This is a genomic window from Ruegeria sp. BHSA191 (genome assembly GCF_059613325.1).
The window spans coordinates 1-13,853 of record NZ_JBXWSH010000030.1; the positions used below are offsets into that span (position 1 = coordinate 1).

The following is a 13,853-nucleotide window of genomic DNA, read 5'->3' on the forward strand; positions in this document are numbered from 1 at the left end:
ACAACCGTCTTTCCAGTCCGTCAGGCCGCCTCTCCAGCCCGTCACCAACGCCTCACCAGCGCCGGTGAAGGGGGTTCTAAGATTATCCAACCAAAGCCGCAAGGGGAAAATCGCATCTCGATGCATTTTTTTGCAGATAGACATTTTATCTTTTATTATCAAATGATTGACTGCCTGGCCGCGGCAGACATACCTACATCAATGAAGTGCGGCACTGCGCGCTCAGCTGCGGCCCTCAGGCCGGAGGATTCGCGCCCCACAATATATTGTACACATCGCACCCTACGCCACAACGAAGAGCGACTCGCATCGCGCGGCATCTGCCCCTTCCACCACGCCTCGGCGCTGGATTCGGAGCCCCCCACCATGCGCGATGCCGGCTGCGGCGCTTGAATAGCCCGCAGAAGTTGCCCAAGGGCCAACCACCGCCTAGCATGATCCGCAAAAGCTCGACCTGAGTTCATCACACCGCCCATCCGCGCAAGGAGGCGTCCATGTCTCTCGATCTGATGACCTACCAACCGCGAGGGGACAAGATGAACTCGGACTTCTTCCACGAATACCTGCCAAAAATCTATCAGCACCGACAAGCCTCGGGTGTCACAGAGCAAGTCGGCCAGATGGCGGCCATCATCCTCGAGGTGGAACCCGAGGCGATCTTTGACACTTTGGTCGAACTCTATGTGATGACCCGTATCGCCATACCGCAAACTATCTGGGGCCGACGCATCGGTTTTCCGTTCTGCACGCGCATCCGGTCTTTCCGGCGCTGGTCCTGATGGCCCGCTCAGCGCCGGCTTCGCGGACTACAGCTCGCGCCTCAATAGCATGTACCCGCTGGCCCGGGCGTCACCGCGGACCCGCTATGTCGGCGCGGTCTGATCCGCGCGCGACCTTAACGATCTGCGCAACACCCTCGAGGATCAGAACATCCGGTTCGACTATGCCAGCGACACGGAAAACCCCTTCTACACATTGGACTGGATGCTGTTCACCACCCCATCGGATTTCACCTGCCACCGGGCCGGCTATTCGGCGCTGGACTTCAAAGACGCCGACAGTCTGGGCCTGGGCGACCGGCTGATCCTGAGCGCGGTCGAGCAGGACCGCTTGACAAGGGCCGCCGAGTTAGGCGCGGACAGCGGGATCGCACCGCTGATGCTGGGCTTGGACCATCTGGCCACGCGGGTGCTGACCGGCGAACGCGAGGATCCGATCCTCGAGTTTCTGACCATGGTGCCCTAGTATTTCTGGGGCGCCTACAACATCGCCGAGATGAATTCGTCGACCAATGTCAACCGACACCCCGGCGTGGACGACGACAAGAAATCCCCAGCCAACGTCTTTACCGCGAACAACACCCCGACCTTCGTGAACTCGTTTGCCAAGCTGCCGATACCCACCGAGGATGTCGTGCGCAATTTCGGCCGGCGTCTGCGCCACATGGTGGTCGAGATACGCGACGGCGACCATGCCGGCGGCGAAAAGAACGTATATTTCGTGGTCGACACCGTGAAGGAAAAAGGCGTTCCGTTTCTCGCCCATGTCGTGGGGGAATTCAAAGACGACCCGAACCTTAAGCCGATCTTCTCGAAACACTCGAAACATACGCTGCTGATCACCGAGTATATCGAGCGGTGCCACCACTATGAGGGCTTTATTACCAAGGACAACGTCGCCGCCCTGACCGCCGCCGAAGGTCAGGACGAACAGTACCGGCACGGAAACGTCTTCGATTGAAAAAAAGGCTGCGGAATTCCGCAGCCGATGCCTTCAGGAGAGAATGCCGAACCTTATGATGGCCCGATCATGAAACAGGTGACGTTGCGCGCCTTGAGGCGGCGACAGGCCAGATCGGCCTGCTCGCGGGTCATGCCCTGGAATGTGGCCTCGAAGCCCTTGGAGCTCTGGTTCACTTTACGCAACGAGCCTTCCAGCGTGGTCATTTCCGACAGCGCCGTCTTCAGCAGCACCTTTTCGGCCTCGTACCGCGTTGCGAAGCGGCCCACATTGACGCCCCACAGATGGCCGCCCGAGGTGGACAGCCGCGTGACGATTTCCTGCTCGGGTTTGGCCTCGGCCGGTTCGGTCGAGGCCAGCACCAGGTTGTCGGGCCGCAGGGCCGGGCGCGTGTCGGCGGTTTCGACCGGCGGGGCCGTGGGCGTGGTCTGGGCGGCGACGATTGCCTGGGCGATGCTGTCCTGGATGCGGGGCGCGTTCTTGGCGGCTGTTTCGGCAACTACGCTCGCGACTTGAACCGCGACCCCGGCCCCCGGACGCATGACCGGGCGCAAACTCTGTTGCGGCGCACCGATCGCGCGCGCCACCTGGGTGCCGCCCAGACCTGCATTCCCGGCATAGGCTGGACGGGACGGTTTGCGGATCGGGGCACGGGACGGGGCGCGGCGGAACCCAAGGTCCAGCAACTCGGCCACCTTGGCGTTGCGCCAGGCGCTGGACTTGCCGCCGAACACCGTGGCGATGATGCGTTCGTTTCCGCGCTTGGCAGAAGCCACCAGGTTGAACCCGGCCGCGCGCGTATAGCCTGTCTTGATGCCGTCAGCGCCCTTGTAAGCGGCCAGCAGGCGGCGATTCGTGTTGGGAACCGTCTTGATGCCCGCATAGGTCGATTGGCGTGAGAACAGGTTGTAGTATTCGGGATAGTCGTAGAGGAGATGCCGGCCCAGCGTGGTCATGTCACGGGCGGTGGACAAGTGGCCCGACTCCGTCAGACCATGCGCATTCTTGAAGGTGGTGCGGGTCATACCCATGGCTTTGGCCGTAAGGGTCATGCGGCGCGCAAAGGCCGCTTCGGACCCGCTGAGCGCGATACCGATGGCGGTGGCCGCATCATTGGCCGATTTCACCGCCGCGGCCCGGATCAGATAGCGGAACGCAATCTTCTGCCCGGCGCGGAGCCCAAGTTTCGACGGCGGTTCGGCCGCCGCATGATTGGTGATCGTCACGGGGGTGTCCAGGGTGATCTCGCCGTTCCGAACGGCCTCGAACGCGATATACAGCGTCATCATCTTGGTCAGCGACGCAGGGTGGAGGCGGGTATCGGCGTTGCGCGAATGCAGAACCTCTCCGGTGCGCGCATCAATCACCATCGCCGCGTAAGGCGCGGCCAGCGCCTGAGTCGCTGCTACTGCAGCGATCCAAATCACCGCAATGAGGAACAAGCCCGCCCGGGCCGGAATCATCCGCCGAATCTGCACGATCTTTGCCTCTGTCTGCCTCGCGCCGCCGGATTTTTCCGGTCGGCATTTTTGTTGATTGTCTTAACGATAGCACAGGCCCCCAACGAAATAAACCGAAAGCTGTCCGAATCCGTCGTCCCTCGGGCTCCGTTTCACCGCTACATCTTGGGCACCCGATCGCGCGGGCCACCACGGAGGCCAAAGCGGCAAAATAAAGGCCAGGGAGCGGTCAAGTAATCATCCGGTGCGCCCTATCGGACACAGGTCACGTGAAACGGTCGATCAGCGCCGGAAGGTGGCCCAGATGCTCGATCTCAAGAAACCGGGGGTGGCCGGATGGGATCTCGGCCCGCTCGATGTCCCAGACCAGCCCATGTGGAACATGCACGCCCCAGGCACCAGTCTGAATCGGGGCAACGACATCCGATCTGATCGAGTTGCCCACCATCATCACCCGGTCCGGCGCATGACCGAGACGCTGGAATATGGCGCGATAGGTTTCGGGGTCCTTCTCAGACACGATCTCGACCTCGTCGAACAGATCGCCCAGCCCCGACTGAGCCAGCTTGCGCTCCTGGTCGATCAGATCTCCCTTGGTGATCAGCGCGATGGCATGCGTTTCGGCCGCGGCCTCGACCGCCGTGCGGGCGTGCGGCAGAAGCTCGATCGGATGGGCCAGCATCTCTTGCCCCGCCGCGATCAACTCGCGGATGACGCGGGCCGGAATCCGATCATCGGTGACGTCCAGCGCGGTCTCGATCATCGACAAGACGAAACCTTTAATGCCGTAGCCATAGTGCCGGATGTTGCGCCTTTCGGCCGCCAGAAGGCGCTCCATCAGGTGGTTATGATCGGCATGGTCGGCCAGCAGCTCGGCAAAGCGGGCCTGGGTCAACCGAAAGAACCGCTCGTTTTGCCAGAGCGTGTCGTCAGCATCGAAGGCGATGAGGGTCAGGTTTTCATGCATTCCGATTCCGCCGGTTGCTCTTTCCTCTGGGCGCGCTGACGTTATATAAGCCCTGAAACGACCCGAAATGTGAATCGGAAAATCTCGGTACAATGCTGACTGCCCGTTGGATGATGGCTGGCAAATCGGAGGACGATGGCGACACGTCCATCCTTGTCCAGACCAAGCCCAAGACCAAGCGCCCACCGCTGTACAAGGTGCTGCTGCTGAACGACGACTACACGCCCATGGAATTCGTGGTGCATGTACTCGAGCGGTTCTTCGGCATGTCGCACGCGCAGGCGTTCGAGATCATGCTGACCGTTCACAAGAAGGGCGTGGCCGTGGTGGGCGTATTCAGCCATGAGATCGCCGAAACCAAGGTGGGGCAGGTGATGGATTTCGCCCGCCGTCACCAACACCCTCTGCAATGCACCATGGAGAGAGAGGAGTAGGGCCGCGTGCCTCGGTCCCACAGCCCATGTCCACTCGTCTTCACCTTGCCCTGCAACAGGGCCTGACCCTGCCCGAGCCGGTTTCGGTGATCGGCCCGACACCGGAGCATGACCTTTCGATGCTGCCAGGCGGCACGCAGGTCGTCCAACCGTTCAAACCGTTTTACGACCATTTTCAGGCGCAGGGATTCGACGCCACGCCCCGGGCCGATGTGTCCTGCGGCAGCGTCATCCTGTTTCTGCCGCGCGCCAAGGCGCTTGCGCGGGCGATGATCCATCAGGCCAGCCAGCGCGCCGGTGGTCCGATCGTAGTGGACGGCGCCAAGACCGACGGTATCGACAGCCTGCTGAAAGACATCCGAAAACGCGTGGCGGTCGATGGACCGATTTCCAAGGCACATGGCAAGATCTTCTGGCTCCGGGCCAGTGCCGACACCTTTGCCGACTGGGCCGCGCCGCAGGAACAGAGAGCCGACGGATACCGGACCGCTCCGGGCGTGTTCTCGGCCGACGGGATCGACCCCGCCTCGGCCCTTCTGCGCAACTCCCTGCCGGCCAAGCTGGGGGCTAAAGTGGCCGATCTGGGTGCGGGCTGGGGGTACCTGTCCGCAGGGGTTCTCGAACGCGCCTCGGTGACCACCCTGCATCTGGTCGAGGCCGACCACACCGCACTGAGCTGCGCCCGGGCCAACGTGAGTGATCCGCGCGCCCTGTTCCACTGGGCCGATGCGGTGACCTGGACCGCGCCCGAGCCGTTGGACACCGTAGTCATGAACCCGCCGTTCCACACCGCGCGCAGCGCTGACCCGTCGTTGGGTCAGGGCTTCATCGCGTCGGCAGCGCGCAACCTGACGCGCTCGGGCAGCCTGTGGATGGTGGCCAACCGCCATCTGCCCTACGAAACCACCCTGTCCGAGACCTTCGCGCGGGTCGAGGAACTGGCTGGAGACAACCGCTTCAAGGTATTCCATGCCTCTCGCCCTCGGCGGTGAAGCCGTCTAACCTGCGCCGAGATTCTGGAGGAACCGCATGTCATTTTCCATAGCTGGCAAGACCGCCATCGTGACCGGAGGCGCAAACGGCATCGGGCTGGCGATCGGCCGCCATTTCGCCGACGCGGGCGCCAACGTGATGTTCGCCGACATCGACGAAAAAGGCCTGGCCGACGAATTGGGCGAACAGGTCGACGACGGCAACATCAGGTATTTTGCCGGAGACCTGCGTGAAAAACTGACCGTAGCCAACCTGCTGTCCGCCACGCTGGACGCGTTCGATCAGGTGGATATCCTGGTCAATGGCGCGCGGCAGGTGATCCCCTCGGACCCACTGGACCCCGAGGACGACTCGGTGCGCGCCCTGCTGAACCAGAACCTGATGCCGACCCTGCGGCTGAGCCAGATGGTCGCCAACCGGATGATCAAACAGGCCGACGGCAGCGAAGACACCCAGATCGGCTCGATCATCAACCTGTCCTCGATCGCCGGGCGCCGTACGCATCCCGACCTGCTGGCCTATTCCGTGGCCAGCGCGGCGCTGGATCAGCTGACCCGGTCGCTGGCCGTGACCCTGGCGCCGCACCGCATCCGCGTGAACGCGATCGCGCTCGGCTCGGTCATGAGCGCCTCGTTGCAGACGACCCTGAAAGACAACCGCGACTTTCGCAAGGACATCGAAAAGCACACACCGCTGGCCCGCATCGCCGCCCCGACCGAACTGACCGACACGGCGCAATACCTGGCGTCCGAGGCTTCCGGCTTCATGACCGGCCAGATCCTGACAATCGACGGAGGCCGCACCCTGCTGGATCCGGTCGCCGCCCCAGCCCACTGAGCCCAATGTTCGATACCGAAAAAGCCACCGCCTCTGCCTGGTTCCGAAGCCTGCGCGATCAGATCGTCACCGCCTTCGAAGCGCTGGAGGACAGCCACGACACCGGCCCCTTCAGCGATGCCGAACCCGGCCGTTTCGAGGTCAAGGAAACCCGGCGCCAGTCCGAAGATGGGTCCGACGCGGGCGGCGGGCTGATGTCGGTCATGCGCGGCGGCCGCGTGTTCGAGAAGGTCGGCGTCAACGTCTCGACGGTCTACGGCACACTGGGCGAGCGGGCACAACAGGCGATGGCCGCGCGCAAGGGCATCCCTGGCATGGCCGACGACCCACGGTTCTGGGCCTCGGGTATCAGCCTTGTGGCGCATATGCAAAACCCGCATGTCCCGGCCGTTCACATGAACACCCGCATGTTCTGGACGCCTCATGCCTGGTGGTTCGGCGGCGGATCCGACCTGAACCCCTGCATCGAATACCCTGAGGACACGGCGCATTTCCACGCCACGCAGAAGGCGCATCTGGACCCGCACGGACCGGGGCACTATCCGCGCCTCAAGGAGTGGGCCGACGAGTATTTCTACATCCCGCACCGCAAGCGCGCACGGGGCGTCGGCGGGATCTTCATGGATGACTACTGCACCGGCGACTGGCAAGCGGATTTCGCGCTGAACCAGGACATCGGCCGGGCCTTCCTGCCGGCATTTCTGCCTCTGGTGGAAAAGCGGCGCGTGCAGCCCTTTACCGAGGCCGACAAGGATGTGCAGCTGGTACATCGCGGGCTGTATGCCGAATACAACCTGGTCTATGACCGGGGCACGAAATTCGGCCTGGAAACCGGGCATGACCCCGACGCCGTGCTGATGAGCTTGCCGCCGCTGGCGAAATGGGTCTGAGGTTCAGAACCCGAAATCCATGAAGTTGTCATAGCAGTAGTTCTGCGCGGACGAGGCCGACATGTTCTCGCCCACCCGGTTGACGGTGATCGAATATCCCGGCGTGGTGTCCGCGCCCGGCGGCGGCTTCAGCGAAAACTGGACCGTTCTGGCCCCTTTCTCGTAGGCTTTCCAGACATAGATCCGCTGCGCGCGCGGCACGCCGAGTTGGCGGATGGCATAGTCTCCGATGCCGCACCAGTAATTGACCGCTGCGGACGAGCCGATCGCCTTTACCTCGTAGATACCATCGCCGACAGGGCGGATCTCGGTGCGGTAGGTGGGGCGAACGCTGAGGCCAAAGCCCCGCGCCTGCGCCGCGAGCGGCGCCAGAAGAGACGTGCAAAGCAGAAAGAACACAAGGAAACGCGCCATCGGAAAACCTGTCAGCTGAAACTCGCTGCCGTTCATGATAAGGCGCGGGCCCTTCGAGTAAAGCCACAGAGGCCCGCCCGCCGGTCGCCGGTGGGCACGGCAAGCCGGGCACCACCGCCACGGGGCGCGGAAACGATTGACCCGGGCGCACCGACGTCCATAGATGCGGGGCAGGCATATTCGACAGGACAGGACACCCGCCATGCTGCACGAAACACCGGGATTGCTCGACGCCATCCGAGCGCGCTTTGCCCATGTGGAAAGTTGTCCGTTTCAAGGTCCACGCATATTCTTCGAAAACGCGGGGGGGGCACTGACGCTGAAATCGGTGGTCGACACCTCGGCCCGGTTTGCGGCCATCCCGGACAATCAGGGGCGGGACAACGTGGCCAGCCACGCCCTGGTCGACATCATCAACCGTGCCAAGGCCGATCTGGCGGTGTTCATGAACGCCTCCTCGGGACAATTCTTCGTGGGCGAAAGCGGCACCGAGCTTTTGTTCCGCATGATCCGTACGGCCTGTGTGAACGCGCCCAAGGGGGCAAAGGTGATCGGCAGCAGCATCGAACACCCGGCCAGCCGCAGCGCCGCGCGCCGCTGGGCCGGAATCGCCGGGCTCGATTATGTGAATGTGCCCCATGACGATGCGACCGGCCTGGTCACGGCGGCCGACTATGCCGCGCGCATGTCGCCGGATGTGGCCGTAGCCACGATCCTACATGCCTCTCCGGTGACCGGCATGGGAATGGACGTGGCCGCCATCGCCCGCGCGATCCGGTCGGTCTCGCCAGACTGTTTCATCATCGTGGACGGCATCCAGCACGCCGCGCACGGGCAGCTGGACATCGACGGCTATGGCGTCGATGGCTATGCGATTTCCCCCTACAAGGTGTTTTCGCGGCACGGTTATGGCGTCGCCTGGATTTCGGACCGGCTGACCGCCCTGCCCCATGACCAGCTGATCGACGCCCCCAAGGCGGGCTGGGAATTCGGCACCCGCGACACAGGCGCCTATGCGACAATGTCCGACGTGGTCGACTATTTCGACTGGCTGGGCGGGCAGGTATCAGATGCCACCGACCGGCGCGCCCGGATCGAGGCCGCCGGGCGCGCGATCCACAGCTATGAAACGCATCTGACCAATGCGATGATCAACGGCACCGGCAACCTGCTCGGTCTGCGGGACATGGACCATGTCACGATCCTTGCCGGTGCTGAGAACCCGGCACGCGAAGGGCTGGTCTCGATCGTGGTGCGCGACATGCCTTCGGCCGAGGCGGTCTCGCGACTGAACGCGCAAGGCATCCGCACCCACACTCGCAAGGACGACCACTACAGCGGCAACATCCTGCGTCCGCTGGGCCTGCCGGACTGCATCCGGGTTTCGCTGTGCCACTACAACTCCGAGCATGAGGTGACACAGTTTCTGGCGGCGATGCAGGACATGAAGCCCTGACCCAATGGATCGGCCGAGATTTTCGGCTGTCCCCCCTTGCGCCGGAGCGCAGGCTTGGCTAAATCCCGCGTCACGGGTGATTAGCTCAGTTGGTAGAGCGCTTCGTTTACACCGAAGATGTCGGGAGTTCGAGTCTCTCATCACCCACCATCCTTTCCTCGCAATGCATAAAGGTCTTACGAGACGAACACTTATTGCTGTGCTGCATGTGAAACTGTGTCCGCTGCGCCTCCTCTGCACTTAGACAGAAAAGATGTCTCCAACACAGGAGATATGGGCCATGGCAACAATTGTAAAACGGCCTACTGCATCACAGCGGCACATTGAGGCCTGGTTCAAGGACGGCATAACATGGGATCGATATGGTCAATTGGAGTTGGACCATATTACCCTTCTCTCAGCTGCAGGGTCTTTGGAACACCTCGTCGAACTTTGCCACTACAGCAACCTGCAACCTCTTTGGAAGCGGGACAACCTAGCAAAGGGCGGGGCGTAAGCCTCGCCCCTGCGAGTGGGCATCTATCTTCTTTGGGTTTAGCCGGTTTCAAGAGTGGCATAGTCCGCTCTGATAGCGTGTTCCGGTTAGCAAGACCAAGCCGACATTCCCTGAGTTTTGGCCGAACTTCCGCTATGCGGACAAAGCTGTCATCGCAGCATTAGTAAAAATGAGTTAATCCGCCCTTCGCACGATTTGATGGCGAAGAGCGGGGGCGTCATCAGACGCGGGGGTCTATTCCAAACCCAGGGCTTCGCGATTTGCCTGGCGTTTACGCCAAGTGTCGCCCATCCCTTGCTGCATTGCTGGCGGAAGCTGATCAACCGGAACAATCAAGTCGCGGTCCCCTGTGGGCCAATCTGTCAGGAGTTCGGGCTTGAACCCTTCGGGATAGTAAAGGTCGGGATCGATCTCCGTTTCGCGGACACTCGCGTTTTGGATGTCCTCTCTGGTTTTGGGAGGGGCGGGCACCCGCAGTTGATCATTGTCGAAATTGAATTGCGGTGCACGGTTGTTCGGGAAATCAGGAATAATCCCCTCGCGGACCCAGATCTGTTCTTTGGTGACATTGACGGTGATCCCGTCGGGCGCGCCAAAATGATATGGTCCTTGGTAGTGCTCGCGTATTTCGGCAACTGTCTCCTCATTGAGGTACGGGTCAAACGGCATGTGAGTTGTCATGAACATGCGGGGTTCGATCAGATTGGCAACATACCCAGCGGCATAGCCTGGAGTGTGGTGTGTATCGATGGTGTAGCGCGCCAGAAACGGCGGGACACCTTGCACACCGGCAGAGATTTCCACCAATTCGGTCTGTGTCTCAGTCACGTAAACATCGCAGCCCTTGGCATATTCCACATCACGCATGTTGGGGCGTCCGTCGCCTGTCCAGACAAAGCACATTCCGTTCCAATCGAGACGATATGCGGAAGCGCCATCCTTCGCATGACTACGCTGCCAGTGAATGATCTTGACGCCGTCTTCTTCGTAAATCACCCCGCCTTCATCCTCGAAGTCGAACTCGTTGACTTCGATATCGTGGCCCTGACCCACTGGAAACACACTGAAGGCGTCAGTGTGCCACTTCACCATCTGCTTCATGCCTTCGATCATGGCCGCCATGCCGTATTCTGGGGTGCGGCCAGATGGTCCCCATACGCGCAAAGGGTTGTGCCAACGTCCCGACCAACCGCCAAAAACGTAGATGTAGGGAAGCGCGTTATAGTGATCGACATGCAGGTGAGTGATGAAAATCTTGTCGATTTCGTTCAGCGCGATGTTGGATGCGTTTATGTTGGCAACGGAGCCTTCACCCGCATCGAACAGAAAGTTTTCGCCATTACCAAGTTGCACCAGTATTGATGTGTTCATCTGTCCCGGGCGAATGATGGGTGAAGTGCCCATAAAGATGATCCGCATCTCGTCAGGTTGTACGTCTTCGGTACCGGGAAACCAGTTCGAAGCCGAATTCAGCCATGGTTGCGGAGATATTCCCTCGAAAAGAAGACCTTCGCGCCAACGGTCTCCAGGCACGCCACCGAAAAGGGCGGCTCGAATATCCTCCACTGAGGAAGGTTCGCCCCGTTCAGCCGGGTTCGGTGTCTGCGCTAATGCAGAGAACGGCAACACAAAGAGCGCGAAAGCGAAAAGTAATCGGATCATTTTTTTCTCCTCTATTCTGGCGTTGAGCGCGGGAAGCTTCACAAGGAAACTTCTTGGAATTCGCCCACATTTAGTTGGTAGGAAGCCTGAGCGAGATCTGTCTCTGCAAAGATCGTTTTGATCTCGCCGCTGGCGTAAACTGGTTCAAAAAGATGTTCCATTTCGTAGGGCTTCTCAGATATTGCATGGACCATCTGATTGGGGGGCGGCGGTGGCACGTGTATGCAGGCGCCGACAAAAGGGACTAAAAGGAACTCCGTGCCGCCTGTTCCATCGAACTCCAGCGGAAGCAAAAACCCAGGCAGGCGGACATGCTCGCCATCCAGTTCGGGAACGATGGCAAAATGCCTTGGATCTGTGAATTTTCGCGATGGCAGTGCCGAGTGAGACACAACACCGGGTTGTGGGGCCCCTCTTGCGTTTTTTGGCACCAAGTCTTTCCAGTTCAGTTCCCGCAGGCCAGCCCAAGCAGAACTTGGGCACAGGCTGGCCGCCAAAGAAACTGCTAAAGCTTGTCGCCTATTCAGACAAAGTGTCATCTGACCACCTTTCTTTTTTGGCGCTTGGTCACGCCGGATCTGTGAAGCCCAAATCTCTTTGATCGCCGTTTTGAATGTGTTTTTGACCAATCTTGCGCCGCATTTCCGCAACAAGCTCGGCCTTGATGCGGCAAAGTTCCTCAACGAGTTCGGGGAGTGCAGAAGATCTTTCGATTTGCTCGCAAACGTCGTTGTAGTCGCTCAGTGCTTCGTAAATTCTTCGGTCGGCCTTGGCTTCATGGAGTATGTATTCCGCAAGATCCGAAGCATCTCGCAAAAGACTTCTTTTGGCGCTTGGACTTATTCGTTCCATAAATTCCATATGAAAATTTTGAGATCATAAGGTTTCCGAATAAAGTGAGTTACAGTGAGTTTGGGGGTGATCCGCGCGTGACGATCTCTTTTTCCGAAGATCAAAATAAGATAAGCGAGGCATTGCCGGCCGATCTCAAACGGCTTGCCGTCTCAAGAATTCTTGGCAGCGAAGAGTTTGTACATTCGCCCAAGCTTTGCGACTTTTTGAATTACATTGTCGAACAGGACATCGCGGGCAGATCAAAGCTCATAAAGGGCAAAACAATCGCGGTTGATGTATATGGTCGGGATCCCGACGAGGATGGTGCTGGTCATAACATCGTTCGCGTTGAGGCTCGCAGATTACGCAGATCGCTCGAAGATTATTACCAAGGCAGCGGCGCCAACGACGCAGTCAGATTATACGTTGATCCCGGAGGCTACGTACCACGGTTTGTAGATCAATTTTCCGAGGCTGCGAAACCTGCAACTGAACATTCAAATGTGTCAGCACTGGAAAGCGTGAGCACTGATAAAGGTTTCGTCACGAAGAACAGGTTGATTGGAGCCTTGGCGGCAATCGCCTGCTGTATCATCGCAGCCATCGCGATGACTTGGTTCAGCAGCTCTCGAAATTATGAGACCGTCACTCAATTCCCAAGCGGCGACACGCGAGTGGCCATGCGAGAGTATTCGGTCACAACGTTACAGGCCAAGGATTTGGCCTTTGAAGCGCGAGAGCTTTACTTTCCCGTTTTCGACGCACGGCGCCAAAACATCGCTTTGGGTATGTATGAATACGCCATTGAACTGTCGCCCAATTTGCTCGACGGGCATGCTGGTGCGGCGCAGGTACTCGCCACTTTGCATATGATTGCGCCGGAGGAAAAGCTGGCGGCTGAATATCTTGCACGTTCACGACATCATGCAAATCTCGCGTTGGAGATTTCGGCATCCGACGCCTGGTCCGTGGCAGCCAAAGCTTGGGTGCTCGCGCAAGAAGGTAAAGTCGACGAGGCATTGGCCAAAGCGCAACTCGCATCGAAGTTAGCACCACGTGATGGACATATTCTTGATCTGTTGGGTGTTACTGCGATCTACGCCAATGCCCCGGAATTCGCGCGCGACGTGTCCAACCCCGAGCGCCCACGCGAAGGCACGAGAAGTCCAGGAACGCAAAATATTTGGGGCCTTGCCAACCTTATGCTTGGTAACAATCGAGAGACGATCAAGGCTTTCGAAAATGGGGCGAGAGACGGTGCCGCTATTCACGCCGTCTCGCTCATTTTTCTGGCGGTCGCTTATGATCGGGCCGGTGATGAAGAACGCGCGCGCTCACTAGTGCAGGAGCTGAATTCAAACTGGCCGAGCTTTCCTACGGAATTCCTTGTCCATCGTGTGTTTCCCCACAATCCGGACCTAATGGATGAGATTTTGAACCGCTTGCAGGTTCTTCAAACTCCGACTTAAGGGCCGCAATTACTGTTTGTGCCCGATCGTGAATTGAGCCCGTCAGAGGTTCTGTTTTACAGTTTTTGTTAGGTCGGCTGTGGGCTCGGTGCAGTCGTTGCTTGAATTCAACTTAAAGTCTGCTCTGCGGGCGATACAGACTTAGAATGTCTCTGTCGCTACGCGTTATGTGTGCACCTTAGAAAGGTTGAGCAGACTTTA

Annotated in this window: 15 protein-coding genes and 1 tRNA gene; 10 read left to right on the forward strand and 6 right to left on the reverse strand. The window is 59.6% G+C overall.

Annotated elements, in window-relative coordinates; all coding sequences use genetic code 11:
• Positions 1 to 494 precede the first annotated feature (494 nt).
• From AC2FNS_RS17720 to AC2FNS_RS17730, 3 genes are all read left to right on the forward strand, one after another.
• The gene (locus AC2FNS_RS17720) at positions 495 to 779 is read left to right on the forward strand and encodes a hypothetical protein (RefSeq protein ID WP_496713764.1); all 285 of its coding nucleotides are present in this window, start codon (positions 495 to 497) and stop codon (positions 777 to 779) included.
• Between the two features lie 205 nt (positions 780 to 984).
• Positions 985 to 1,245 (forward strand): hypothetical protein, encoded by a 261-nt coding sequence (locus tag AC2FNS_RS17725; RefSeq protein ID WP_496727719.1) that lies wholly within the window; start codon positions 985 to 987, stop codon positions 1,243 to 1,245.
• A 30-nt stretch (positions 1,246 to 1,275) separates the two neighbouring features.
• Positions 1,276 to 1,740, forward strand: coding sequence for a hypothetical protein (locus tag AC2FNS_RS17730; protein ID WP_496727718.1), 465 nt, complete (start codon positions 1,276 to 1,278; stop codon positions 1,738 to 1,740).
• A 53-nt stretch (positions 1,741 to 1,793) separates the two neighbouring features.
• On the opposite strand, the gene AC2FNS_RS17735 is transcribed toward AC2FNS_RS17730, so the two are convergent.
• Together AC2FNS_RS17735 and AC2FNS_RS17740 are read right to left on the reverse strand one after the other, a co-directional pair.
• The gene (locus tag AC2FNS_RS17735) at positions 1,794 to 3,203 is read right to left on the reverse strand and encodes a D-alanyl-D-alanine carboxypeptidase family protein (RefSeq protein ID WP_496797834.1); all 1,410 of its coding nucleotides are present in this window, start codon (positions 3,201 to 3,203) and stop codon (positions 1,794 to 1,796) included.
• 262 nt (positions 3,204 to 3,465) lie between these two features.
• Positions 3,466 to 4,167, reverse strand: coding sequence for an HAD family hydrolase (locus AC2FNS_RS17740; RefSeq protein ID WP_496683466.1), 702 nt, complete (start codon positions 4,165 to 4,167; stop codon positions 3,466 to 3,468).
• Between the two features lie 92 nt (positions 4,168 to 4,259).
• On the opposite strand from AC2FNS_RS17740, the gene clpS reads away from it, so the two are divergent.
• The 4 genes from clpS to hemF are packed head-to-tail and all read left to right on the forward strand — an operon-like array spanning position 4,260 to position 7,321.
• Positions 4,260 to 4,601 carry an ATP-dependent Clp protease adapter ClpS gene (gene clpS / locus AC2FNS_RS17745; RefSeq protein WP_496683464.1) on the forward strand — a complete coding sequence of 114 codons (342 nt, stop codon included), beginning with the start codon at positions 4,260 to 4,262 and terminating at the stop codon, positions 4,599 to 4,601.
• Positions 4,602 to 4,627: 26 nt separating this feature from the next.
• Entirely contained in the window at positions 4,628 to 5,593 is a 966-nt protein-coding gene (locus tag AC2FNS_RS17750; protein ID WP_496713666.1) for a class I SAM-dependent methyltransferase, read from the forward strand.
• Positions 5,594 to 5,630: 37 nt separating this feature from the next.
• On the forward strand, positions 5,631 to 6,431 hold the full coding sequence (locus AC2FNS_RS17755) for an SDR family NAD(P)-dependent oxidoreductase (RefSeq protein WP_496683460.1): 801 nt from the start codon (positions 5,631 to 5,633) through the stop codon (positions 6,429 to 6,431).
• A gap of 5 nt (positions 6,432 to 6,436) precedes the next feature.
• Entirely contained in the window at positions 6,437 to 7,321 is an 885-nt protein-coding gene (gene hemF, locus AC2FNS_RS17760; protein WP_496713664.1) for an oxygen-dependent coproporphyrinogen oxidase, read from the forward strand.
• Positions 7,322 to 7,324: 3 nt separating this feature from the next.
• Here the strand turns inward: hemF and AC2FNS_RS17765 are convergent, their stop codons facing one another.
• Positions 7,325 to 7,735, reverse strand: a complete 411-nt coding sequence (locus tag AC2FNS_RS17765) for a hypothetical protein (protein WP_496689626.1) — start codon at positions 7,733 to 7,735, stop codon at positions 7,325 to 7,327.
• Between the two features lie 202 nt (positions 7,736 to 7,937).
• Here AC2FNS_RS17765 and AC2FNS_RS17770 point away from each other — a divergent pair, with 202 nt between their 5' ends.
• Both AC2FNS_RS17770 and AC2FNS_RS17775 read left to right on the forward strand, forming a co-directional pair.
• Positions 7,938 to 9,191, forward strand: a complete 1,254-nt coding sequence (locus AC2FNS_RS17770) for an aminotransferase class V-fold PLP-dependent enzyme (RefSeq protein WP_496713663.1) — start codon at positions 7,938 to 7,940, stop codon at positions 9,189 to 9,191.
• Positions 9,192 to 9,265: 74 nt separating this feature from the next.
• Positions 9,266 to 9,341: transfer RNA gene (locus AC2FNS_RS17775), tRNA-Val, on the forward strand.
• Positions 9,342 to 9,921: 580 nt separating this feature from the next.
• On the opposite strand, the gene gntH is transcribed toward AC2FNS_RS17775, so the two are convergent.
• Genes gntH through AC2FNS_RS17790 form a run of 3 tightly spaced genes read right to left on the reverse strand, consistent with a single transcriptional unit; the run spans position 9,922 to position 12,210 of the window.
• Positions 9,922 to 11,349 (reverse strand): guanitoxin biosynthesis MBL fold metallo-hydrolase GntH, encoded by a 1,428-nt coding sequence (gene gntH, locus AC2FNS_RS17780; RefSeq protein WP_496803931.1) that lies wholly within the window; start codon positions 11,347 to 11,349, stop codon positions 9,922 to 9,924.
• A gap of 38 nt (positions 11,350 to 11,387) precedes the next feature.
• On the reverse strand, positions 11,388 to 11,888 hold the full coding sequence (locus AC2FNS_RS17785; RefSeq protein WP_496803932.1) for a DUF3299 domain-containing protein: 501 nt from the start codon (positions 11,886 to 11,888) through the stop codon (positions 11,388 to 11,390).
• Positions 11,889 to 11,916: 28 nt separating this feature from the next.
• Complete coding sequence (locus tag AC2FNS_RS17790) at positions 11,917 to 12,210, reverse strand: hypothetical protein (RefSeq protein WP_496803933.1); 294 nt, start codon at positions 12,208 to 12,210, stop codon at positions 11,917 to 11,919.
• 35 nt (positions 12,211 to 12,245) lie between these two features.
• Between AC2FNS_RS17790 and AC2FNS_RS17795 the strand changes: the two genes are divergently transcribed.
• Positions 12,246 to 13,652, forward strand: a complete 1,407-nt coding sequence (locus AC2FNS_RS17795) for a hypothetical protein (protein WP_496803934.1) — start codon at positions 12,246 to 12,248, stop codon at positions 13,650 to 13,652.
• The last annotated feature ends 201 nt before the right edge of the window (positions 13,653 to 13,853 follow it).

What these genes read in the sequence shown, in the direction of transcription:
- AC2FNS_RS17720 (WP_496713764.1), top strand. Translation starts at nt 495, where the DNA reads ATGTCTCTCGATCTGATGACCTACCAACCGCGAGGGGACAAGATGAAC.
- AC2FNS_RS17725 (WP_496727719.1), top strand. Translation starts at nt 985, where the DNA reads ATGCTGTTCACCACCCCATCGGATTTCACCTGCCACCGGGCCGGCTAT.
- AC2FNS_RS17730 (WP_496727718.1), top strand. Translation starts at nt 1,276, where the DNA reads ATGAATTCGTCGACCAATGTCAACCGACACCCCGGCGTGGACGACGAC.
- AC2FNS_RS17735 (WP_496797834.1), bottom strand. Translation starts at nt 3,203, where the DNA reads ATGATTCCGGCCCGGGCGGGCTTGTTCCTCATTGCGGTGATTTGGATC.
- AC2FNS_RS17740 (WP_496683466.1), bottom strand. Translation starts at nt 4,167, where the DNA reads ATGCATGAAAACCTGACCCTCATCGCCTTCGATGCTGACGACACGCTC.
- clpS (WP_496683464.1), top strand. Translation starts at nt 4,260, where the DNA reads ATGCTGACTGCCCGTTGGATGATGGCTGGCAAATCGGAGGACGATGGC.
- AC2FNS_RS17750 (WP_496713666.1), top strand. Translation starts at nt 4,628, where the DNA reads ATGTCCACTCGTCTTCACCTTGCCCTGCAACAGGGCCTGACCCTGCCC.
- AC2FNS_RS17755 (WP_496683460.1), top strand. Translation starts at nt 5,631, where the DNA reads ATGTCATTTTCCATAGCTGGCAAGACCGCCATCGTGACCGGAGGCGCA.
- hemF (WP_496713664.1), top strand. Translation starts at nt 6,437, where the DNA reads ATGTTCGATACCGAAAAAGCCACCGCCTCTGCCTGGTTCCGAAGCCTG.
- AC2FNS_RS17765 (WP_496689626.1), bottom strand. Translation starts at nt 7,735, where the DNA reads ATGGCGCGTTTCCTTGTGTTCTTTCTGCTTTGCACGTCTCTTCTGGCG.
- AC2FNS_RS17770 (WP_496713663.1), top strand. Translation starts at nt 7,938, where the DNA reads ATGCTGCACGAAACACCGGGATTGCTCGACGCCATCCGAGCGCGCTTT.
- gntH (WP_496803931.1), bottom strand. Translation starts at nt 11,349, where the DNA reads ATGATCCGATTACTTTTCGCTTTCGCGCTCTTTGTGTTGCCGTTCTCT.
- AC2FNS_RS17785 (WP_496803932.1), bottom strand. Translation starts at nt 11,888, where the DNA reads ATGACACTTTGTCTGAATAGGCGACAAGCTTTAGCAGTTTCTTTGGCG.
- AC2FNS_RS17790 (WP_496803933.1), bottom strand. Translation starts at nt 12,210, where the DNA reads ATGGAATTTATGGAACGAATAAGTCCAAGCGCCAAAAGAAGTCTTTTG.